The sequence below is a fragment of the Mucilaginibacter sp. genome (genome assembly GCF_041663085.1).
Classification (GTDB): Bacteria; Bacteroidota; Bacteroidia; order Sphingobacteriales; family Sphingobacteriaceae; genus Mucilaginibacter.
In genome coordinates this window covers 1-21,077 of record NZ_JBAZRC010000077.1, presented here as the reverse complement: position 1 = coordinate 21,077, position 21,077 = coordinate 1, and the positions used below count along the sequence as shown (strand labels likewise).

At 43.5% G+C, this 21,077-nt stretch carries 22 protein-coding genes and 1 pseudogene; 8 read left to right on the top strand and 15 right to left on the bottom strand.

Going from position 1 to position 21,077, the window contains the following annotated elements; all coding sequences use genetic code 11:
• A pseudogene (locus WC615_RS14400) lies at window positions 1-319 on the top strand (amidase); the annotation flags it as partial.
• A 38-nt stretch (window positions 320-357) separates the two neighbouring features.
• On the opposite strand, the gene WC615_RS14395 reads toward WC615_RS14400, so the two are convergent.
• The gene (locus WC615_RS14395) at window positions 358-1,071 is read right to left on the bottom strand and encodes a TonB family protein (RefSeq protein WP_372978787.1); all 714 of its coding nucleotides are present in this window, start codon (window positions 1,069-1,071) and stop codon (window positions 358-360) included.
• 159 nt (window positions 1,072-1,230) lie between these two features.
• Here WC615_RS14395 and WC615_RS14390 point away from each other — a divergent pair, with 159 nt between their 5' ends.
• From WC615_RS14390 to WC615_RS14380, 3 genes are all read left to right on the top strand, one after another.
• The gene (locus WC615_RS14390; RefSeq protein WP_372978786.1) at window positions 1,231-1,620 is read left to right on the top strand and encodes a helix-turn-helix domain-containing protein; all 390 of its coding nucleotides are present in this window, start codon (window positions 1,231-1,233) and stop codon (window positions 1,618-1,620) included.
• Between the two features lie 325 nt (window positions 1,621-1,945).
• The gene (locus WC615_RS14385; RefSeq protein WP_372978785.1) at window positions 1,946-2,707 is read left to right on the top strand and encodes an SDR family oxidoreductase; all 762 of its coding nucleotides are present in this window, start codon (window positions 1,946-1,948) and stop codon (window positions 2,705-2,707) included.
• 159 nt (window positions 2,708-2,866) lie between these two features.
• Window positions 2,867-3,784, top strand: coding sequence for a DUF72 domain-containing protein (locus tag WC615_RS14380; protein WP_372978784.1), 918 nt, complete (start codon window positions 2,867-2,869; stop codon window positions 3,782-3,784).
• Between the two features lie 206 nt (window positions 3,785-3,990).
• On the opposite strand, the gene WC615_RS14375 is transcribed toward WC615_RS14380, so the two are convergent.
• Both WC615_RS14375 and WC615_RS14370 read right to left on the bottom strand, forming a co-directional pair.
• Window positions 3,991-4,212, bottom strand: a complete 222-nt coding sequence (locus WC615_RS14375) for a PspC domain-containing protein (RefSeq protein WP_067063748.1) — start codon at window positions 4,210-4,212, stop codon at window positions 3,991-3,993.
• 1 nt (window position 4,213) lies between these two features.
• Window positions 4,214-5,500, bottom strand: coding sequence for a DUF2851 family protein (locus WC615_RS14370; RefSeq protein WP_372978783.1), 1,287 nt, complete (start codon window positions 5,498-5,500; stop codon window positions 4,214-4,216).
• A 161-nt stretch (window positions 5,501-5,661) separates the two neighbouring features.
• On the opposite strand from WC615_RS14370, the gene WC615_RS14365 reads away from it, so the two are divergent.
• Complete coding sequence (locus WC615_RS14365) at window positions 5,662-6,966, top strand: MFS transporter (RefSeq protein ID WP_372978782.1); 1,305 nt, start codon at window positions 5,662-5,664, stop codon at window positions 6,964-6,966.
• Window positions 6,967-7,075: 109 nt separating this feature from the next.
• Here the strand turns inward: WC615_RS14365 and WC615_RS14360 are convergent, their stop codons facing one another.
• The 3 genes from WC615_RS14360 to argH all read right to left on the bottom strand — a co-directional run bounded on the left by WC615_RS14360 (window position 7,076) and on the right by argH (window position 9,424).
• On the bottom strand, window positions 7,076-7,765 hold the full coding sequence (locus WC615_RS14360) for a DUF1345 domain-containing protein (RefSeq protein WP_372978781.1): 690 nt from the start codon (window positions 7,763-7,765) through the stop codon (window positions 7,076-7,078).
• An 83-nt stretch (window positions 7,766-7,848) separates the two neighbouring features.
• The gene (locus WC615_RS14355; RefSeq protein ID WP_372978780.1) at window positions 7,849-8,049 is read right to left on the bottom strand and encodes a YwbE family protein; all 201 of its coding nucleotides are present in this window, start codon (window positions 8,047-8,049) and stop codon (window positions 7,849-7,851) included.
• A gap of 40 nt (window positions 8,050-8,089) precedes the next feature.
• Complete coding sequence (argH, locus tag WC615_RS14350) at window positions 8,090-9,424, bottom strand: argininosuccinate lyase (RefSeq protein ID WP_372978779.1); 1,335 nt, start codon at window positions 9,422-9,424, stop codon at window positions 8,090-8,092.
• A gap of 145 nt (window positions 9,425-9,569) precedes the next feature.
• On the opposite strand from argH, the gene WC615_RS14345 reads away from it, so the two are divergent.
• Window positions 9,570-10,040: a hypothetical protein gene (locus tag WC615_RS14345; protein WP_372978778.1), complete on the top strand. Its 471-nt coding sequence runs from the start codon at window positions 9,570-9,572 to the stop codon at window positions 10,038-10,040.
• On the opposite strand, the gene WC615_RS14340 is transcribed toward WC615_RS14345, so the two are convergent.
• From WC615_RS14340 to WC615_RS14315, 6 genes are all read right to left on the bottom strand, one after another.
• Window positions 10,037-11,101, bottom strand: a complete 1,065-nt coding sequence (locus tag WC615_RS14340; protein WP_372978777.1) for a M20 family metallo-hydrolase — start codon at window positions 11,099-11,101, stop codon at window positions 10,037-10,039. The genes WC615_RS14345 and WC615_RS14340 overlap by 4 nt on opposite strands.
• A 297-nt stretch (window positions 11,102-11,398) precedes the next feature.
• The gene (locus WC615_RS14335) at window positions 11,399-11,749 is read right to left on the bottom strand and encodes a single-stranded DNA-binding protein (RefSeq protein WP_372978776.1); all 351 of its coding nucleotides are present in this window, start codon (window positions 11,747-11,749) and stop codon (window positions 11,399-11,401) included.
• A gap of 99 nt (window positions 11,750-11,848) precedes the next feature.
• Entirely contained in the window at window positions 11,849-12,220 is a 372-nt protein-coding gene (locus WC615_RS14330; RefSeq protein ID WP_372978775.1) for a two-component system response regulator, read from the bottom strand.
• 229 nt (window positions 12,221-12,449) lie between these two features.
• Window positions 12,450-13,103 (bottom strand): response regulator, encoded by a 654-nt coding sequence (locus WC615_RS14325; RefSeq protein ID WP_372978774.1) that lies wholly within the window; start codon window positions 13,101-13,103, stop codon window positions 12,450-12,452.
• 133 nt (window positions 13,104-13,236) lie between these two features.
• The gene (locus tag WC615_RS14320) at window positions 13,237-14,487 is read right to left on the bottom strand and encodes a DUF2130 domain-containing protein (RefSeq protein WP_372978773.1); all 1,251 of its coding nucleotides are present in this window, start codon (window positions 14,485-14,487) and stop codon (window positions 13,237-13,239) included.
• A 255-nt stretch (window positions 14,488-14,742) separates the two neighbouring features.
• Window positions 14,743-16,383, bottom strand: a complete 1,641-nt coding sequence (locus tag WC615_RS14315; protein WP_372978772.1) for a gliding motility protein RemB — start codon at window positions 16,381-16,383, stop codon at window positions 14,743-14,745.
• 260 nt (window positions 16,384-16,643) lie between these two features.
• Between WC615_RS14315 and WC615_RS14310 the strand changes: the two genes are divergently transcribed.
• Both WC615_RS14310 and WC615_RS14305 read left to right on the top strand, forming a co-directional pair.
• Entirely contained in the window at window positions 16,644-19,331 is a 2,688-nt protein-coding gene (locus tag WC615_RS14310; protein WP_372978771.1) for a DUF2723 domain-containing protein, read from the top strand.
• Window positions 19,322-19,597 carry a hypothetical protein gene (locus WC615_RS14305; protein WP_372978770.1) on the top strand — a complete coding sequence of 92 codons (276 nt, stop codon included), beginning with the start codon at window positions 19,322-19,324 and terminating at the stop codon, window positions 19,595-19,597. The genes WC615_RS14310 and WC615_RS14305 overlap by 10 nt, the downstream gene beginning before the upstream one ends.
• A 69-nt stretch (window positions 19,598-19,666) precedes the next feature.
• On the opposite strand, the gene WC615_RS14300 is transcribed toward WC615_RS14305, so the two are convergent.
• The 3 genes from WC615_RS14300 to WC615_RS14290 form a co-directional block, all read right to left on the bottom strand.
• On the bottom strand, window positions 19,667-20,107 hold the full coding sequence (locus WC615_RS14300; protein ID WP_191174031.1) for a hypothetical protein: 441 nt from the start codon (window positions 20,105-20,107) through the stop codon (window positions 19,667-19,669).
• 74 nt (window positions 20,108-20,181) lie between these two features.
• Window positions 20,182-20,643 carry a hypothetical protein gene (locus WC615_RS14295; RefSeq protein ID WP_372978769.1) on the bottom strand — a complete coding sequence of 154 codons (462 nt, stop codon included), beginning with the start codon at window positions 20,641-20,643 and terminating at the stop codon, window positions 20,182-20,184.
• Between the two features lie 44 nt (window positions 20,644-20,687).
• The coding region (locus WC615_RS14290) for an isoprenylcysteine carboxylmethyltransferase family protein (protein ID WP_372978768.1) at window positions 20,688-21,077 on the bottom strand (390 nt) is incomplete at its 5' end.

The following is a 21,077-nucleotide window of genomic DNA, read 5'->3' as shown; positions in this document are numbered from 1 at the left end:
GCTTAGCAGGCAGGGGATAGACGGTTTGCTACAGGAAAACAAACTTGACGCCTTAATTGCACCAACCAACGGTTTCGCGGTTTGTATTGATCTGATCAACGGCGATTATGATAACGGGTTCTCATTTTCGGGGCCTGCCGCCATGGCCGGTTATCCGCATATCACAGTACCAATGGGTGCCTGGCATGACTTGCCTATGGGCCTGTCTTTTGTAGGGACCGCCTGGGATGAAGGCAAACTGATAAGTTTGGCCTATGCTTATGAACAGGCTTCAAAAAAACGGGTTGCGCCAATGTTTAAGCACGACTTGTTTGCATAGTTATAAAACAGTGCCTCCAATCGTGTTACCTTAACATCTTAAAGGTTTATAGGAATAGTCATACTAATAGTAATCGGCTTTCCATTTAAGATGCCTGGTTTCCAATCAGGAAGTTTTTTGACCACGCGCATCGCTTCGGCATCCAGCAAAGGATCAAGGCCTTGCTCAATATGTACATTAATAACTTTTCCATTAGTATCTATAGCCAAACCAACAATAATTTTCCCATGAGGTTGATTTTCTTGAAGCTGTGCAGGATATCTAAAATTCTTATCTATAAATTTATTAACAGCACTCATTCCACCTTCAAACTCAGGTGCAACATCCAGATATGCTTTTGTTTTCACTTTTTTACCATCTTCAGTATGGGTTATATCTACAAGCTCGCGCCTAAAAGTCACTTTACCTGTCTCATCCCATTTAATTTCCTTTATTGCATTTCTATCCTTATAAAGAGTTTCAGCTCTTTTTTGCCCATTTTTAAACCACCATGTAAATTGTCCATCCTTAACTTCCGGATCTAAGGACGAATACGTGCCCCTCATTTGGATTTCGCCAGTATTATAGTAATCACTTATCAAATATGATTTCAGGTCAGATGATTTTTGAATCACCCTATGATAAACACTTTCTGCTTTTGTAGATTTTTCCCATTTGCTATTGAGCCAAATAGTATCTACCGTTTGTGCATTGCTGCAAAAATTTGTAAAACAAAGAAATAAACACAATCGGATTGTAAGGTTTAAAGACATATTAAATTGATATAAAGACCGAATATAAAACTAAAAACACTTTGTTTTAAAATCATTCGCGTTTTATAACTGAGGCACTGACAACTCGATTTACAACCGGGCATTCCAACCTTTTATGTGTCATAATTGAATAAGTAATAAAATACTTAATTTTACAATATGCCAACTCCCATCCCCAAGAAAATATTTACCCGCAGGCACGAGATCTTTGCCGACTTCATAAAAGAAGTTGACAAGCACCTGGATGATGTGATGCAGGAGCGCGTTACCGAAATGTTCGAGATCCGCGATATTGCAGGCATTTTGCACATCCACCCTACCCATTTAACCAATACCATCAAACAAACTACGGGCAAATCGCCATGCTTTTATTTCGAAGAGAAAATAATGGCACTGGCTAAAGAAATGCTGCAGCAAAACGTCCCCATTAAGCAAGTGGCCTTTAAGCTTACGTTTGATGCATCTAACTTCACCAAGTTTTTTAAACGATTTGAAGGGGTAACGCCAAAGGAGTATAAGGAAAGGGTATTTGAGGAAGCGTTACATTAATTAATACCTTAACCACAGAGGTAGCAGAGGTTGCCCAGAGACCACTGAGATAAGCCTCAGTAAACTTTATGTTTCTCCCTTTGTGTTCTTCGTGGTTAAAAAACTTACTCGCTATAATTTAACCACAGAGTTAGCAGAGGCTTGCGCAGAGACCGCTGAGACAGACCTCTGTGAGCTTTGTGTTTCTCCCTTTGTGTTCTTTGTGGTTAAAAAAGCACCATCCGCATTAAAAATACTGTACTGTTCACCATTTAATCTGTAACTGTCACCATTTTTTGGCAACGTTTTACGTGCAACTTTGTAATGTATTAAAACACATAACAAAATGAGCACAAACAAAATAGCATTAATAACAGGCGGAAGCAGGGGCCTTGGTAAAAACTCTGCTTTAAAACTGGCCAAAAATGGTAATGATGTGATCATTACCTACCGTAGTAAAAAAGAAGAAGCCGACGAGGTTGTGAAAGAAATTGAAGCACAGGGCTTAAAAGCCGCGGCTTTACAGTTAGATACTTCAAAAATAAAAACCTTTGATGCATTTAAAAAAGAGCTAACCACTACCCTGCAACAAAAATGGAATAGGGACACTTTCGATTTTCTGATAAATAATGCCGGTATTGATGCCGCATCGCCATTTGCCAAAACTACCGAAGAAGATTTCGACAACCTGTTTAACGTTCACTTTAAGGGCGTTTACTTTTTAACGCAAACGCTTTTAGAAACCATTGCCGATGGTGGCCGTATCATTAACCTATCAACAGGGCTTACCCGTTTTGCCACACCGGGTTATGCAGCTTATGCTTCTATGAAAGGCGCTATTGAGGTATTTACCAAATACCTGGCTAAAGAACTGGGCAGCCGTGGTATTGCTGCAAATTTGGTAGCACCGGGTATCATCGAAACTGATTTTACTAAGAGGGCGTTTGAGAGTCACCCCAAAATGCATGAATTTATCTCCTCAATAACTGCATTAGGTCGCCCCGGCCAGCCGGATGATATTGGTGGTGTGATCGCATTTTTATGTACCGAAGACGCCCGCTGGATAAACGCGCAGCGCATTGAAGCATCGGGCGGGATGTTTTTGTAGTTTGGTGAATGGTTGATTGGGTGAGTGGTGAGTAGTTACCTCTCGATCATACCTTAGAAAAAGCGGGGTGGTTCTTTTTGAACCATCCCGCTTTTTTATTAAACCAATTTTTAGGGCGATTGTATTAATATCTTATCTTGCTACACTAAATATATTACTATGGAATTTGGCCGCGTAACCGACGAGGAACTCCCCTTTATAGATTTTACCCTACCGCCCGACCAGGCGTTTACCAAAGAAACATTAGCCGCAGCCGATAAAAGCAAGCCATTGCAGGTACACGTGGGCTGCGCCAAGTGGGGCCGTAAGGAATGGGTGGGCAAGATCTATCCGCCAAAAACCAAAGACGCGAATTTTTTGGATGAATACGTAAAGCACTTTAACTGCATTGAGCTGAACGCCACCTTTTACCAGGTTTATGGCCCGGATACCATTGGCAAATGGAAACAAAAGGCTGATACCAACCCGGCGTTTAAGTTTTGCCCAAAGTTTTCACAAAGCATCAGCCATATCCGCAGGTTAAAAAATGCCGAGGATGTGACCACGAGTTATTACGAAGGCATTATGGCCTTTGGCGATAAACTTGGCCCGCTGTTTTTGCAACTGAGCGATAACTTTACGCCCAAAAGTTTACCTGAACTTACCGCCTATCTGGAACAACTACCAACCGATGTGCCCGTGTTTGTTGAACTGCGTCACAAAGATTGGTTTGCCGTACCGGAAAATCGTGATGCTGTTTTTAACCTGTTTAAGCAATTGAATATTGGATCGATACTCACAGACGCCACAGGCCGCCGCGATTGCTTACACATGATGCTGCCTACCCCGCATGCCTTTATACGCTTTGTAGGTAACAGCCTGCACCCAACAGATTACGCGCGCTGCGACGAATGGGTTGACCGCATTGCCGATTGGAAACAACAAGGCCTGCAATCCGTTTGGTTTTTTATGCACCAGCACGATGAGCGGTATTCGCCCGAGTTATGCGATTATGTGATAGAAAAACTGAATGCGAAGTTGAATGTTAATGTACACCGCCCGCAATTTATTGGTAAGGATAAGGGGTTGTTTGATTAAACACAAATTGCTGACGCTAGCTGAAAGCTTGCATTATGCTTTCACACAAGTTACGCTATGCTAAACTTGCGCGGGCATTTGCTCTTTCCCACGTTGTCATTTCGAACGAGGTACGAGGAGAAATCTTGTTCATTATGCAAAGTTCGCTATGCACCTCGAACAAGATTTCTCTCTACGTTCGAAATGACAATCTAAAAATGAATTGATTACATATCTAACGCACGGGTGCGTTTGCGCTTTACAAAATTGCGGATATCCAGCACGATGCCGGCAAAGAAATAGAATATCAAGGGAAAACCAACCGCCAGGAACGACGAGTAGATAAAGAATAACCTGATCTTGGCGATAGAAATATTAAAACGCTCGCCCAGGTAAGTACATACCCCAAAGGAGTAGCGCTCAAAAAAGGTGATGATCCGTTGTAACATATCAGTTGGGTTTTAATATCTTAATACCAACGCCGCATTGCAGGCATTTCTTATAATCGCAATAATTATTTTTCAGCTCCAGCAAAGCCTGCGATTCAAAAGCAGTTTTAATATTCACCCCTAAGTTAGCAAAATCTGTGGTAATATTATTCTGCTCTGCCGGTATATTCTCAAGCAATTTTAATGCCCGGCTCACAAAATGCTGCAATTTCATGTGCCTGCCGTAGCTAAACAGAAAAAGCACCACGGTATTTAGCAGTATAGTATCTATAGAACCGGTACCCAAACTTTTACCTGCCGGGGTCGATTCTTTATCAAACCGGTAGTGCGTTTCCCAATATTCGTTCACTTTGATGTTGGCAAATAAGTAGCGCAGGTCTTTAACTTCACGGATCTCAAGCACCTTCGAAAACAGGTGATTTGATTGCATAACAAGCGCTGCAAATTGCGCCAGCCGTATGGTAGGGAAGTTTTGTGGCCGCATCCGCAGGAATTTCCACAGGTGGTTTTCTATAGGTTGCAGGCTGTATTTTTTGGCCAGATAATCATATTCTTTTTTCAGGCTGCGCGGATAATCGTCCTGCAGGTCGTCCGCAAGAAAACCGGCTTGTCCGAATATCAGGGCTTCTATCTGCATCGCATTATTCTTATTCTTGGCCAGGATGCTTTGCGGCAACGATTTTGCCATAAGTTCGAACGGCAGGGCATTGGTTTTAAAACCAAAGTTTGCCGCCAAAAATTGATAGAAGGTTTCTTCCCAATCGCCGCGATTATTTTCTAAAGCTGCCACCACCGCTTCAGATCGTTTTTCCAGGCGCTCTACCAGTATCCTTGTCAGCCAGTTTTGCATAGTGAGGCCATCCACCGTGGCAATTGTAGCCTCGCAAGGGATGATGGTTTGATTGCCGAATACCAGATGATGGTAGCGATTGTACAGATCTGGCGAGATGCGATCTTTCAATTCAAGCGTGGGTACGCGGCGGCCATCGGTACGAATCAAAGGCTCGTCATCGCGGTAAACCACGTGCAGTATCACATTATCATAAGCGTTATCGGTAGTGTGCCCATGCCGTTGCCAGTCTGACGAGGAAAGGTGTAGTTCGGCATTACCTGCCCAGGTAGTTTCGCCAATACGGATGCGCGCGTTCTGAAAATCGGGCCCGGCGTGGGTGTTGTGTAACCCTGATGAATAAACCTCCAGCTCTTCACCTTCGGTTGTGCGCAGGTTTATCCCGTTAAACAAGCGAAACTTCCAAACGTAATGCAGAAAATCCTCAGTGAAAAGCATAAGGGAAGGTAAGAAATTTGTGGGAACGACGCCAATTTTATTTGTCATTATGAACGTATTAGAGGATCTATTGGCGAGATGCATATGGGTACTTAAATGCTTCACTACGTTCGGGATGACAAAAAGGAATTTATCATTATCTTGCACCAAAACCAATCATAATGACTTCTACAACCATATCTGAACCACAAACTACCCAAAGCCGAGTATGGTCAATAGTCGGTGGATCATTAGGGAATTTGGTTGAATGGTACGATTGGTATGTGTACTCGGCCTTCTCCCTTTATTTTGCAGGCTCATTTTTCCCAAAGGGAAACCTTACCGTACAATTGCTTAATACAGCGGGCATCTTTGCTATTGGTTTTTTAATGCGTCCTATAGGTGGCTGGCTAATGGGCACTTTTGCCGACAAACGCGGCCGTAAAACAGCGCTTACCTTCTCGGTATTGTTAATGAGTGCCGGATCGTTAATTATAGCTATTACCCCCGATTACAAACATATTGGCATTGCAGCCCCTATATTGCTGGTATTAGCCCGCATTATTCAGGGCCTTAGCGTTGGTGGCGAATATGGCACCAGCGCCACTTACCTGAGCGAGATGGCCACTAAAAAAGATCGCGGTTTTTATTCCAGCTTTCAATATGTAACCTTAATAATGGGGCAGCTGCTTGCCCTTGCGGTGCTGATATTATTGCAACGCGTTTTCCTGACCGAGGCGCAATTACACTCATGGGGATGGCGCATCCCGTTCGGCATTGGTGCTGCGTTGGCTATTATAGTAATGTACCTGCGCAGAAGCTTACAGGAATCGGTAACACTTGATAAAAAAGAAGATAAACATAAAAATGCCCGTGGTTCGTTACGTGCGCTGGCCGAGCATCCGCGCGCGGTACTTACGGTTATTGGCCTTACCATTGGCGGCACAGTGGCCTTTTATACTTTTACTACCTACATGCAAAAGTTTTTGGTGAACACCAACGGTTTCAGCAAGTATGAAGCTACACTGATATCGAGCCTTACCCTTATTGTTTTTATGCTGATACAGCCCCTGTACGGCTATATATCCGACAGGATAGGCCGCAAGCCCATGCTGAAAACCTTTGGCATATTGGGCACACTTACCACTGTACCCATTTTTACCTACCTGAGCGTAACACACAACTTTTGGGTTGCTTTTGGGCTGATCATGCTGGCACTGCTTATTGTGAGCAACTATACGGCTATAAACGCGGTTGTTAAGGCCGAACTTTTCCCGGCGCATATCCGTGCGTTGGGTGTTGGCTTCCCTTATGCTATTGCGGTATCAGTTTTTGGCGGTTCGGCAGAGTATATTGCGCTACTGTTTAAAGAAGCCGGCCACGAAAATTGGTTTTTCTGGTATGTTACAGGGTGTATTATGATATCGCTGGTGATCTACGTTACCATGAACGATACGCAGAAACACTCTAAAATAGAGGATGAATAAACGCGCGTCATTGCGAGGTACGAAGCAATCTCCCGATAGTACATCGATTATGCATAGTCTTGAGATTGCTTCGTACCTCGCAATGACGGTTTAGGAGGTTAAGCAGTACTTACTTCGATACCAGTCCCGATATTACATTGATACTCAAAGCTACTATAGCTGTATTAAACGCAAATGCGATGAGCCCATGTGCCCAGGCCAGGCGGCGGATGTGTTTGGAGGAAATCTCCACATCGGATACCTGGAAAGTCATGCCTACCACAAAGGAGAAGTATACAAAATCAAGATAATCCGGGCTTTTTTCACCACCCGGAAATTCCAGGCCACCCATTGGTGTTTTCTTACCATCATCTGTATTATAGTATAAGTGTGCATAACGCAGTGTAAATACCGTATGCACCATCCACCATGATACAATAACCGCTGCCATAGCAAGTAATATGTAACCGGCAACTGTATCGTCTGGCGCCCCTTTGGTTGATTTTAGCAGCAGTAATATGGCCACTAAACTTACCAGCGATGCCGCCATCACAAAAACGAATATCATTACCCGGCTGCTATCTTCCAGACTGGCAATTTTGCGAATGTCTTTAGGGTGTGCCCAAATAATAATTACCCAATCTAATATAATGATGCTTGATGCGATCGCTATCCAGACGATTAAGGTTACAGCAGGCACCGATGGGTTATGCCTAACAAAAAAGAAAGTGATAGCCCCGATCAGCAATGATAGGTATAATCTGTAATGCGCATCAAGGCGAAGCAGGAAATTCTTTTTGGGTTCGGTTACACGCTGCATTAGCTTATAGTTGATGGTTGATAGTTATGTTTATCAAATATACATTCGGCTATGAACTATCAAGTATGAAGAATCAACTAAAATTAGTCTTCTTCCACTATTTCTGCAACACGGCCTACCTGCCCGTCTTCCAGTCGTACTTTTATGCCACGGGAGTGATAAGAGGCACTGGTGAGCAGATCTTTCACCAAGCCACGCGTAAGCTTGCCACTGCGTTGATCCTTCTTCAGGATGATATCTACTTCCAGACCGGGATATATGTCTGCTCTGTTACGTCCGTGCATATTGTTTATGATTACACCGGTTCCTATTGATTAAACCTATTTACTTCACCAGCCAGCTAATCGCATCTTCAACCTTTTTAAAGTCGAAACTGCTGATCACTTTATCCATAGCTTCGGTTATCTGCTGGTTTTGCAGGTTGCCTATGCTCCCCTCGTGGGTATGGTTAACTGTTTTATCAGGATTAAAGTTACCCTGTTCAATATCCAAACCTATTTGCTTGTAAGCATCACGGAATGGTGTACCATTCAGTACCGACTTATTCACCTCCTCTACACTAAACAGGTAAGTGTACTTAGGGTCATCCAGTATATTTTTGTTTACGCTGATGTTTTGCAGCATAAAGGTGGCCATTTGCAGGCAGTCTATCAGGTCGGCAAAAGCCGGGAATAATAATTCTTTCAGCAGTTGTAACTCGCGATGGTAGCCCGATGGCAGGTTGGTGGTCATCAGGGCAACATCGTTTGGCAGGGCTTGCAGGCGGTTACATTTACCGCGCATTATCTCCCAAACATCCGGGTTCTTTTTGTGCGGCATAATGCTGCTGCCGGTGGTCAGGTTTTCGGGGTAGCTTACAAAGGCGAAGTTCTGGCTAAGGTACAGGCACTGATCCATTGCCATTTTAGCCAGTGTTGCCGCTATGGATGATAAAGCCTGCGCTATTACACGCTCGGTTTTACCACGGCCCATTTGTGCGTAAACTACGTTATGGTTTAAACTTTCGAAACCTAAAAGCTGGGTGGTCATCGTCCTGTTCAACGGGAACGACGAGCCATAACCCGCTGCCGAGCCCAGTGGGTTTTTATTGGTGATCTTCCAGGCGGCCAAAACCATTTCAAGGTCGTCAACCAGTCCCTCGGCATAAGCACCAAACCACAGCCCGAAAGACGATGGCATAGCTACCTGCAAATGCGTGTAACCCGGCAGTAAAACATCCTTATGTTGCTCGCTCAGTTGTATCAACTGGCGAAAAAGGGAATCGGTTTCATTAACCACCTGTTGCAGCTGGTGACGGAAAAAGAGTTTCAGATCAACCAAAACCTGGTCATTACGCGAGCGGCCGCTGTGGATCTTTTTACCGGCTTCGCCAATGCGGCGGGTAAGCAGCATCTCCACTTGCGAGTGCACATCCTCTACGTCCGGCTCTATCTCAAAATTATCATGTTCTATCTCCAGATAAAGATTTTTCAGCTCCTGCTGCACCAGCATCAGGTCGGCGGCATCCATCAGGCCTATCGATTCCAGCATTTTAGTATGCGCAAGCGAGCCCAGCACATCAAAAGCGGCCATTTGCCTGTCCAGTTCGCGGTCGCGGCCAACAGTAAAGTTTTCTACCAGCTTATCAACGTTCGTGGTTTTTTGCCATAGCTTGCTCATGTTGCAAATATAGAATTAAATGCGTTTTACGGGAAACCGTAAAGCGTGTATATACTAACTCATAACATCCAATAGCCAATCCATAATATTATGTTGACCATTTGCTTCATTTAACTTAATAACAGAAGGTTATTTTGGCAGAATAATGAAAGCGTCGAAGTATTACTCGTTCAATTTAAAAAAAAGGCCGTTCCAGACATTTGCTTTAGCGTCTATAGTATTACTTGTATTTTCATTCTTCTCAAATAAAAGTACAGGCATAAATATTAACAATACTTCTGTTGTAATATGGTCGAACGTTATTTACCGCGTGCTCTCGGGTTTCCTTTTATTGATATGGCTGATATATCTCTTCATTAAAAAACGCCTGCTATCTAAAAAACTGATATGGGCGCATGCGTTTGCAACTATATTACCTATACTGGCCGCCATTATCTATTTTAACATTAACCAGCAGTACAGGTTGCAAAGTTCAAAAACCAATTACTGGCTTTATTCTCTACTACTCTTTTTTGCAGTTAGCGCGCAATTTGTGCTGATACTAAATATTGCCGGTGGAATAGTTAGGCGGTTAACCAAAAAACGAGGCCGGATATTAATAAATGATGCCCCCTAAACGATCTTACTCAGCATCTGGATATACAGGTCTATTCCCTGGCCTATTTCATCTACATAGATAAACTCATCGGCCATGTGCGAACGTGCCGAATCGCCGGGGCCAATTTTGATGGATGAGATATCCAGCAGGGATTGGTCTGACGTTGTTGGCGAACCGTATGTTTTGCGGCCAAGCGATACACCTGCCTGCACAAATGGATGGTTTTTATCTATTGATGATGGTTTTAAACGGATACTGCGCGGTTTTACCTCGCAGTTTACATGCTGGCGGATGATCTCGAGCACTTCTTCATTCTTGTAGGCATCGGTAACCCTTACATCTACCGTAAAGGTACAGGTAGCAGGTACCACGTTGTGCTGCGAACCGGCGTTGATAATAGTTACCGACATTTTTATAGGCCCAAACACTTCCGATTCCTTCGGGAACTTAAAGTTGCGGAACCATTCAATATCGGCCAGTGCTTTGTAAATGGCATTCTCGCCCTCCTCGCGGGCGGCGTGGCCTGCTTTGCCGTAAGCGGTGCAATCCAGCACCATCAGGCCGCGCTCGGCAATGGCGAGGTCCATCAGGGTGGGTTCGCCTACTATGCCAAAACTCAATTCGCCAAGGTCGGGGATAATCAGTTCCAGGCCATTCACGCCCGAGATCTCTTCTTCGGCTGTGGTAGCCAGGCAAAAGTTATATTTCAGGTTTTCCTGGTCATAGTAATGCAAAAACACCGCGATGAGCGATACCAGGCAACCACCTGCATCATTGCTGCCCAGGCCGTATAATTTGCCGTCTTCTATTTTGGCGTCATATGGGTCGCGGGTGTAGCCACTGTTGGGTTTAACGGTATCGTGGTGCGAGTTGAGCAGGATGGTTGGCTTTGATGCGTCAAAATGCCTGTTCCATGCCCAGATGTTATTAAGCTTGCGATGGGTTTTAACACCATGCTGCTGTAAAACCTGGTCTATCAAATCGGCAGTGCGGTCTTCTTCTTTACTGAATGATTGTATGGATATTAATTGCTGCAGCAGCTGTAAAGCCAGTTGCGATAGTGCTGATATATCGGCCATAGATTATCGGGGATAGTTCCCGTAAATAGTGAACGGCAAAAGTAATGCTTTTGGTGTAAGGTAACAATGCTTGTATTAATCGTATTGGTAGTCTGGGTTTACCGAAAACCCGCCCAACGGCTAATGGTTCGACAGGCTCACTATGGCAATTTGTTAATGAACGGCAGTCAAAAGTGTTCACGTTCACTGCCGTGAACACACGTGAACATTATCAAATATCTAATAATCAATTATTTATATATCCTACTCCTGACAAACTATCGCCACCATATTTAACATCTCAAATCGTCGGCGTTTTTATATTACAACAGGTACTATGCTGATCAGTTCTACTTTACTGGCAACAATTTCCAGATTGTAGCGTTTTATCCGCTGTTCGTCAATTATAGTTGTTGTATGAATTTTTCCCTCAACAAAAATCGTTTGCCCTTCTTCTAAAGTTATGGACTCCTGCTGCAATAACTTTTCGGGCATTCTTATCCTATGATATTCGTTATGCGCAACATTATCTACCCCCTTTTTTATAACCTCGTTAGTTACCAGCATAAAACATAAGTAGTTTTCGCTTCTATTAGTATTATTAATAAAAGGGTCGCCGGTTATTTGCCCCAGCAGTAATACTTTGTTAATTCCGGAGTTGCTAAGCATTCATTATCCCTTCGCTAAATTTTTCTAAGCAAAACTTGTCTTTCCAAAAAATACTATGTTTAGTATTAACAACATTAAAACGCGTGTTAAATACGTATTTCATTCCGCCGTACTTAAACAGAATTTATTTACCTCGGCTACCAGATCGTTTATATCAAATGGTTTAGCTATAAAACTATCATAGCCGTAGTGCCCAAGCGAATGCAATACGTTTGTATAGGCCGATACCATAATAACCGGGAGGTGAGCAGTTTTTTCGTTATGCTTTATTTGATGGCAAAGTTCACCGCCATTTATGCCCTCCAGAATATAATCTATCATCACCACATGCGGATCATATACCGCTATATCCGTAAAAATATCATCAGTGCGCGATAATGTCTTCACCTCAAAACCCTCGTATTCAAACACTTCTTTCATCACATCAAGCACATCGATGTCGTTATCTACTATTAGTAAACGTTTATTCATTTCGCAGAGCAGGTTAATACGTATGTTAATGCTTTTTATTAATCCCTGCAGAAATTGGGATCATTACTAACGAGTGGGTACGAACAATTCCTATACAACTAATTAGAGTATAAAGGTCATCAAATGGATATCACGCACAGTACGTATAAATACGGTATATTAAGTGGTAAACACGGTGTATTATCCTATTAAGAGAATAGAATTCTCTAAAATTAATATTCTGGTGCTATTAACCGATGATCCGGTTTAAAACGGCATAGCGAATAAGCGCTGCGGTGTTGCGTGTGCCCGTTTTTTCTACCAGGTTTTGGCGGTGGCTTTCTATAGTACGCTTACTGGTAAAAAGCTTATCGGCAATTTCCTGGTTGGTAAACCCTTGTGATACCAAGGAGAGTACTTCTATTTCGCGGTTTGACATATCGATGTTAGCTGCATCAATATTTGAATTGCTTACTGCCGATTGAAGGAGCTTATCAAGCAAGGTTAAAGCAACCTCGTTACACAGGTACCTTTCGTTTGTTGCAGCTATATGCCTGATGCCATAGATCAGTTCAACCGCTTCGATACTTTTCAGCATATAACCCGCTGCGCCTGCTTTAAAAGCATGCAGGATGTTATCAATACCATCCATCCGCGACAGGATGATGACCTTTATTTGGGGATGGCTTTGTTTAACCCGGGTTAACAGTTCGAACCCGGTAACCGGCGCCATGTTGATGGCGGTAATAATAATATCAGGATTATGACCTTCTTTAAGCAGCTCTAAAACTTTTTCGCCGTTGCCTGCTTCGGCAATAACTTCAATATCGTTTTCTTTTTCTAACAGGGCTTTTATACCATTACGTACGACATTATGACCTTCGGCCAGTATAATTTTAATCATTACAGGAATACTAAAAACTTAGCGGGATGATAAAAGTACCGGGAAGTATATTGGGTGAGTAGCTATGAAGCCTTAAAATTACATATTATGGTTGGTATTAAGAAACGTAAATAAATTGATTTGCGTATGCATGTTATTCAAGCAGTAAGGTTTCGTCCTCGTCGCCTAGGCTTAGCTGTATCACATCCGTCCCGGCAATGCCTTCTATCGATCCTTTTATGTGGGCAGCGTTTAGTAATACTTTTTCCAGCTGTTTCTCGCGGGCCTTCCAAAGTTTTTCCATGGCGTCGCGCTCTTTTTGGATAGATACGCGCATGCTCATATACCCCTCGCGGATGGCTTTCCATTGTTCAGAAAACTCGCTGCTGGTTAGATAATCATACAGCAGGTGCATCTTATCGCCCTTGTTATCCTGCGCTTTTGCCAGGTTAGCCAGTTTCATTACACCATCCCTCAGGATATATGACACGGCCTTTACCTCATCAAAACTACATATCCATACGCCATCCTTCTCGCCAAAGCAGTCCATCCCCTTTGGGTAGCACTGGGTTACTATAACAGCAACATCAATTGCCTGGGCACGCATGTCTTTTTTTAATTTGTCTATCCAATCGCCGCCAAAGGCAGTGGTGCGCTTACTTTCGTAAATAATACGGCCGCACTCCTGCCCAAACTGGTTGCGCACAGTTTGCACACAATCCGCCCCGCGAACGCCCTTACCCACCTCGCTGATCAGATCGAACGGGAAATAACTGCGCAATTGTTCCTCCAATATCAGCTCCTGCGCCTCACCCTGTAACTGCATAGATCCCTGCTCGGCACGGCGCTTCATCTCGTCAACCAGTTTTTTCTGGTCTTCCAGTTGCTTTTCCATCTCCTTCACCTTTAGCTGATGTTCGGTATCTTTGATACTGTATTTTTCGGTTTCCTGTTTACGGATCTGCTCGCTTAGTTCGGCACGCTGCTCCTGTAGCTTGCGCTGCAGGGCAAGCTCCATCTCTTCTTCCTTTTGTTTGAGGGATTGCTCGCGCTGTAAAAACTCCAGTTCTTTCTGGCGCGATTCCTTCAGCTTTTCGGCGCTGGCGGTTACAGAGTTTTGCAGCATCAGCAACTGGTTCTCAAAATCTGAAGCGATGGATTTGCGCAGGTTTTCTTCTAACGTTAATTGCAGGGCTTTCTTTTCGCCGGCAAGGCGCTCTTCAAAAGCTTCCTGTTGCTTTTTCTCGCGATTGGTAAAATCCGCCTCCTTTTTCTGAAACTCTTCTTCTTTCTGGCGGGTGTAATCCTGCATTTTCAACCTTAGCTGCTGCTTATATTCCTCGGCCATAACTTCCTCAATAGGGAAACTATGTCCGCAGCTGGGGCACTTAACTTCTGTAGCCATAATTTAAAATAGAATATCAAAGATAAGGGTTTGCAAAGGAAATCGGTTTAGATTTCTGTTGGATTATGGTTTAGATTTTAACCACAAAGAACACAGAGGAAAAGACACAAAGTTCACAGAGGCTTAATTACAACGGTGTCATTTCGAACGTAGAGAGAAATCTTGTTCATTATACAAGTTCGCCACCTGTCAGTTGAACAAGGTTTCTCCTCGTCCCCCGTTCGAAATGACAATTGCTTATTAAATAAGCAACCCTTAAAAATCGTGATACAAGTTCCTGAAGCTGCTTCTTAAACCGAAGGAAATAATAGCGGCGTTTTTAGTACCTATGCTATTTGATTCTTTACGATAGATACCGCCCAGTTCAAAACGCAGGTTGTATTTAGGGTTCACCAAAAAAGATACTGTTCCTTCTGCATAGTAAAGGTTAGTATTGATGCCCTGCCCTACGCTGGTTGTAGTAACCGTAGGCACCAGTGGCTTGGTAACGTCCTTGCCGTTATTTTCGCCGGTGGCATCCAGCCCGTATTTGGCATACATCAGCTGCCCCTGGAAATCAAACCTGCCCGTCGAGTAGTTCATGATACCGATCAGTTCCCTGAAGTTTGCGCCAAACGGGTCGCCAAGCGGCTGACTGAAATACGTATAGGCGCTAATAGATTTGGTATCGGCGTAGGTATATGGTTTAACGGTATTGTATTCAACAAGATAGTTCAGGTCTTTTACACCGAAAATATCCGCCCCGCGGACACCCACCTGGTAGCCGTTGGTGTTGCCTTTAAATGCATCGGTAGCTTTAATGCGGTCTATCAGTAACTGGCCGTATAAAGCGGTTTTATCGAATATTTTGTATTTGCCTGTAAAACCGACCAAAGCATTGCCCGGCTGCGATGAAGGGCCTAAGCCACTTGCAAAAACAAGGGGGTTAATAAAGTTAACATCGAAACCACGGCGGTTGCCCAGATCGTCGGCCTCGGGCACTATGTAGGCATTAAAAAACCCTAACGACAGGCTGTTGGTAACGTTCCAGTCTAAATAATGAAACAGGCCCCATTTACGGCGGTTACTGCCAAAGCCATCAAATTTGGGCTGGTTCATATCCTGCATGTAGGCCCACATCATCATATACTGCACTTTGCCTACGTTGGCGGTAAGGCGCAGTAAGGGGTAATTGGCTGCATAGTCCGACAATAAGATCGAGCGGTAACCATCGCCAATAAAGGTTTTATCCTGCCCTAAAGTAATGTTGAGTTGTTTGATGGGGGTGTATGAGATAATAGCTGTAGCATACGAGTAATCGCGGTAACTTTTTGATGCTGCGCGGTCATACGCCTGGCCGGGTATAAACCCTATCGATTTTACGTAATCGGTATAATAATCAGGAAAAGCTGCCTGGTTTTCAAACGCGCTGGTATAAAAAGAGAATTTGGTGCCTACTGTACCGCCAAACTGAAAACCACGTGTATTTAAACCTATCCTGGCATTTGGGCCAAAGCCAATTGGTTTAAAGTTTATAGCCTCGGTTGATTTATCCTTAAAATCTTTACCGAAGGTGTTATCTAATAATATATCGCCGTAAAAGGTGTAATCCTTAGCTTTAACGTCTACTAAATGCTCGTTAAATATTTTACGCAGAAACCAGTTTTTACGGGTACTGTCTACACCAACGCTCATCAGCTGGTTATACCTGGTGGTGAGTGCGCTATCCATCAAAAAAGGGCGTAGCGAGGTATGCAAACTGCTGCCTTTTGAATATATATCGGCATTAAACTTTTGATACAACTGGTACGATTGCGGTAAATAAACCGATTGCGCCTTACTTGCCGCCGCCGATAATAGGATTACGCACAACAGCAAAATAGTTTTACCGGCCAGCTTTGTATAGTTTTTTTGCATACTCAACAAAATAAGTGTTATTTATTTAAATTCTAAAACCCTAAATTCTAAACTCTAAAATTGAATCTAAGCTTTAGTTAGATTAAAAAGGATACCTGGTTAGTAGTTTGCTGATAAATATCTATTCAATTGCACCAATGAACCAATAAACCTTACCAAACAGTTAAATTCTGTTAAATTTGTTTACGTTGCGGTTTATTATATTACCATACCTATAAAAAATACTGATATTTGCCCCGCTTAATTTTACCTTTTCAGGAATGCAATACAATAAAATTAATAACCTTTTTGGCTGGCTTTGCTTTGTTATAGCGTCAGCAACCTACATCTTAACATTAGAACCATCAGTAAGTTTTTGGGATTGCGGCGAATTTATTTCGTGCGCATACAGGCTGCAGGTATCGCACCAGCCGGGCTACCCTTTGTTTGCCATGCTGGGTAAAGTTTTTTCGCTGCTATCGCTGGGCGATAATACTAAAGTGCCTTACTTTACCAATATGGGGTCGGCTATTGCAAGCGGCGCTGCCATTATGTTCTTATTCTGGACGATAACCGCTATGGCCAAAAAGCTGCTGGCCAACCGCGAAAAAGATTTTGGCGATGCGACAACCACCGTTATTATGGGCGCAGGTTTAGTTGGTGCACTGGCCTTTACTTTCACCGATACATTCTGGTTCTCGGCTGTAGAAACTATCGTGTTCGCCTTATCACAACTTTGTATTGCCGTAGTATTTTGGGCCATACTAAAATGGGATGCCCATGCAGACGAGCCAGGTGCCGACAAATGGATCATATTTATTGCCTACGTTATGGGGCTTTCTATAGGTATACACCTGTTAAACCTGTTAACTATACCGGCTATAGCGCTGGTATATTACTTCCGCAGGTATAAAAACGTAACTGTAAAAAGTGCTTTTATCGCTTTCTTTGTTAGTATTGCCATACTTGGTTTTGTACAATACGGCATCAGGGGATATACTATTAAGTTCGCCGCGTTTTTTGATCTGTTCTTCGTCAACTCGCTTGGGCTGGGCTTTGGCAGCGGCGCGTTCTTCTTTTTCATATTACTTATTGCCGGTATTGTTGCCGGCATCGTATACAGTATCCGCAAAAACAAGCCAACGTTAAACCTGGCGTTTTTGTGTATCGCGTTCATCTATTTCGGGTACGGTTCGTTCGCTTACATCCCTATCAGGGCATCGGCAAACACCAATCTGAACAACTCGCACCCCGATAACGCCTTTACCCTGTATGGTTACCTAAACCGTATCCAATATGGCGAAAACCCGCTATTAACCGGCCCGTACTTTGATGCCCAGGTAGTAGACCAAACCGACGGCAGCACCATTTACCGTAAAGGAAAAGATAAATATGAAGTTGCAGGTAAACGATCTGACTATAAATACGACCATACCACCATTTTGCCCCGTATGTACAGCACCGATGCCGGCGACGTAGGTTTTTACCGTGGCTGGCTGCAAATACCCGAAGGGCAGGCGCCAACTTTTGCAGATAACATGAAATGGATGTTTAGCTGGCAGATCTACCAGATGTATTTCCGCTATTTTCTGTGGAATTATGTTGGCCGTTATAACGACCAGGATGGCCAGCAAAGTACCGAAAGTATTGACGGCAACTGGACCAGCGGCATATTTGACGGTGGCAGGCACCTGCCAAAATCTGTTGTAGATAGCCCTACCTATACCCCACTTTACGCCCTGCCTTTTATTTTGGGTGTAATAGGGATGATTTACCAGATTGAGCGTAAAAAGAAAGATGCGCTTATAATAGCCCTGCTTTGGTTTTTTACCGGGCTTGCGGTGGTGTTATATGTAAACCAGCCAAGTGTGCAGCCGCGCGAAAGGGATTACTCGTATGTGGGCTCGTTCTATGCGTTTGCTATCTGGATAGGCCTGTCGGTTATTGCCATTGCCGACGGAATCCGCCGCAAAGTAAACGCGCGTACATCGGCATATATCGCTACGGGTATTTGTCTGCTGGTTGCCCCTGTGCTGATGGCTGTTAAAGAATGGCCGGGGCATGACCGCTCTACCAAGATGACGCCGCACGATATGGCGTATAACTACCTTATATCATGCCCGCCAAACGCTATATTGTTTACTTATGGCGACAACGACACCTACTCGTTATGGTACGATCAGGAAGTAGAAGGCATCCGCCCGGATGTACGTATTGTTAACCTGAGCCTGTTTAGCGGCGACTGGTACATCCGCCAGATGCAGAAAAAGATGAACGCGTCTGAACCGTTGCCTATTACCATGCCTTACGATAAGTATAAAGATGGCGTAAGGGATGTGATCTATTATAACGATGCCAAAATAGCCGGCCCCGTTGAACTGAAAGAGGTATTTGATTTTATCACCTCAGATGACAAGAGCATGCAGGGACAAAACCAGGGCGGCGAAAGCGTAAATTACCTGCCTACCAAAAACTTCAAGATCACCGTTAACCCCGATGATGTGATGAAGAACAAGGTTATCACCCCCGAGCAGAGAGACAAACTGGCCAGCAGCATTGAGTGGAAATACACCTCAAACTATGTAACTAAAGATAACCTGGCCCTGATAGATATACTGGCGCATAATAACTGGAAAAGGCCTATTTGCTTTACCACTACCATTGGCAACAGCAACCTGATTGGCTTACAGCCTTACCTGTATAAGGAAGGTTTTACCTACCGCCTGTTACCTTTAAAGGCCGATACTGCTAACCACGATCAGCTAAGCAAAACTAATAGCCTGCTGATGTATGATAACATGATGAACAAGTTTAAATACGGCAAATTTAAAACCGCCAAATATTTGGATCATGAATCAACAAATATGTTTTACCCGGTATTGCTGACTACTTTTTTAGATTTGGCACATAACCTTGTAAATGAAGGCCACCCCGATATGGCGCTTAAAGTATTACACAAATGCAGATAGCCTACCAGCTTAATGATACCGCGCTGGGCAATAAATTTGTGAACAACATTGATAAATTTTTGGTAGACCAGCTTGACTATAATGCCTACCTGCTTAAAGACGACATGAACCGTGTAAACCAACGCGACGTGCAAATAAGCATGCAGGTATTGAACGGCATGGCCGAATACGCCAAAACAGCAAAGCAAACCGCCATAAGCAATAAACTGGAAGCACAACTAAAAGACTATGCAACCAAGTTTGCACCAATAATAGGGCAGCAATAACAACTCGCCCTTATAAACAAAAAGCCCTGCCGGATACACCTGCAGGGCTTTTTTGTTTATAAAAATTATTTATTGTTTCGGGTGAACGTAAAGGATAGTATCGGCAAGGTCACCGTTGATCACTTTAAGGCGCGTTGCAGACGATTCAAGTATAACGTCTTTACGTACGGTACCATCTTCTTTTGTAAATTCCATGGTTTTACCTTCACCTGTCAATGCCCATTTGCCGCCTTTGCTGCCTTGCGGGCTTACAGTTTCATAGGTATGGTCGGCTTTAATGTTTAACCTGATGCCCTGTACCATAGAAACGATCATGTCTTTCTGTGCTTCTATCTGGTCTTCGGCGCCGGGGTTAGCTTCAACGGCCTTAGCAATTACCTTTTTTACTGTTTTATCAATTGATGTGTCGTCAATTTTCCATGAGCCGATCACGTCTTTTTCAGAAGTAACGATGGTGAAAGCAGAAAGCAATACGGTTGCTGCTACTGCGGTGATAATTTTTAGTTTCATTTGTTTAGTTTGTTTGTTTTGGATGGTAAATGCGCTGCTTTGTTACACAAACATACCGATTAATTTCGTCTTAATTAACCTAAAAAGTCTTTCATCTGGTGCGGTAACGGGTAATTTCCGGTCATTCTGCGCATTAAAACCACCTCGCCAACGTGGAAGGATAAGTGAACGGATAGGTCCTGCACCAGCTTTAGTTTTTGCATAATACCAGCATCGGCCATGTTAAACTTTTGGATCTCGGCTTTCACACCGGCAAGCTGTACGTCTAAGAGGTTTACCCTGCTATCCAGGTCGGCCTGCGTGCTTGCGTTTATATCATCTATCCAGGTAGCGTCCTCGTCTATCAGTAAGTTATCGTAGATATTCCTCAGTTGCTTAAGCTGGTGGCCCTGCCATGCAGTAAGATGATTTATAATTTGCCAGATAGTCTTTGGCGAATGAGCAGGCGGGCTATCAATTTCGCTTATGCTGAGTTTATCAAACACCCTAAAGGTATCAAACGAATCGGCGAAGAGGGTTTCAAATGGGTTTGGCATAGATTCTAACTGATATGCTAAGCTAAAGCAAATCAGTTAAATATTCACATCGCCAAAACCTCGTTCTCCTTTTTTATACGCACGGTAAGCATCAAAGCATTTAGTATGGTAAACACAATAGCCGTATAGTACAAACCAAACGCCAGCGGGATAATGGCTATCTCGCAGATCACTATCATATAATTGGGATGTTTTATGTATTTATAAATACCGGTAGCAACAGGCCGGGTACCGGGCACTTTGTAAATTTTGGTATTCCAGTAATGGCCCAGGGTGGAGATCACGATCACTTTTACAACAATCAGTATAAAAAAGAACACGATAAGCGGGTAGCTCACTACGGCACCGTCCCGCCAAATATATTCGGCAATAATTGAGATGATGAACAATGTATGCATGGCTACCATATAAGGGTAATGCTCTTTACCATACTC

Bases quoted from the DNA above. Each gene is read 5' to 3' on its own strand.
- WC615_RS14300 (WP_191174031.1), bottom strand. From the start codon at position 20,107: ATGAAACTAAAAATTATCACCGCAGTAGCAGCAACCGTATTGCTTTCT.
- WC615_RS14380 (WP_372978784.1), top strand. From the start codon at position 2,867: ATGGAATTTGGCCGCGTAACCGACGAGGAACTCCCCTTTATAGATTTT.
- WC615_RS14355 (WP_372978780.1), bottom strand. From the start codon at position 8,049: ATGCACGGACGTAACAGAGCAGACATATATCCCGGTCTGGAAGTAGAT.
- WC615_RS14310 (WP_372978771.1), top strand. From the start codon at position 16,644: ATGCAATACAATAAAATTAATAACCTTTTTGGCTGGCTTTGCTTTGTT.
- WC615_RS14345 (WP_372978778.1), top strand. From the start codon at position 9,570: ATGAAAGCGTCGAAGTATTACTCGTTCAATTTAAAAAAAAGGCCGTTC.
- WC615_RS14360 (WP_372978781.1), bottom strand. From the start codon at position 7,765: ATGCAGCGTGTAACCGAACCCAAAAAGAATTTCCTGCTTCGCCTTGAT.
- WC615_RS14315 (WP_372978772.1), bottom strand. From the start codon at position 16,383: ATGCAAAAAAACTATACAAAGCTGGCCGGTAAAACTATTTTGCTGTTG.
- argH (WP_372978779.1), bottom strand. From the start codon at position 9,424: ATGAGCAAGCTATGGCAAAAAACCACGAACGTTGATAAGCTGGTAGAA.
- WC615_RS14395 (WP_372978787.1), bottom strand. From the start codon at position 1,071: ATGTCTTTAAACCTTACAATCCGATTGTGTTTATTTCTTTGTTTTACA.
- WC615_RS14330 (WP_372978775.1), bottom strand. From the start codon at position 12,220: ATGAATAAACGTTTACTAATAGTAGATAACGACATCGATGTGCTTGAT.
- WC615_RS14305 (WP_372978770.1), top strand. From the start codon at position 19,322: ATGCAGATAGCCTACCAGCTTAATGATACCGCGCTGGGCAATAAATTT.
- WC615_RS14335 (WP_372978776.1), bottom strand. From the start codon at position 11,749: ATGCTTAGCAACTCCGGAATTAACAAAGTATTACTGCTGGGGCAAATA.
- WC615_RS14390 (WP_372978786.1), top strand. From the start codon at position 1,231: ATGCCAACTCCCATCCCCAAGAAAATATTTACCCGCAGGCACGAGATC.
- WC615_RS14320 (WP_372978773.1), bottom strand. From the start codon at position 14,487: ATGGCTACAGAAGTTAAGTGCCCCAGCTGCGGACATAGTTTCCCTATT.
- WC615_RS14365 (WP_372978782.1), top strand. From the start codon at position 5,662: ATGACTTCTACAACCATATCTGAACCACAAACTACCCAAAGCCGAGTA.
- WC615_RS14325 (WP_372978774.1), bottom strand. From the start codon at position 13,103: ATGATTAAAATTATACTGGCCGAAGGTCATAATGTCGTACGTAATGGT.
- WC615_RS14375 (WP_067063748.1), bottom strand. From the start codon at position 4,212: ATGTTACAACGGATCATCACCTTTTTTGAGCGCTACTCCTTTGGGGTA.
- WC615_RS14370 (WP_372978783.1), bottom strand. From the start codon at position 5,500: ATGCTTTTCACTGAGGATTTTCTGCATTACGTTTGGAAGTTTCGCTTG.
- WC615_RS14340 (WP_372978777.1), bottom strand. From the start codon at position 11,101: ATGGCCGATATATCAGCACTATCGCAACTGGCTTTACAGCTGCTGCAG.
- WC615_RS14295 (WP_372978769.1), bottom strand. From the start codon at position 20,643: ATGCCAAACCCATTTGAAACCCTCTTCGCCGATTCGTTTGATACCTTT.
- WC615_RS14385 (WP_372978785.1), top strand. From the start codon at position 1,946: ATGAGCACAAACAAAATAGCATTAATAACAGGCGGAAGCAGGGGCCTT.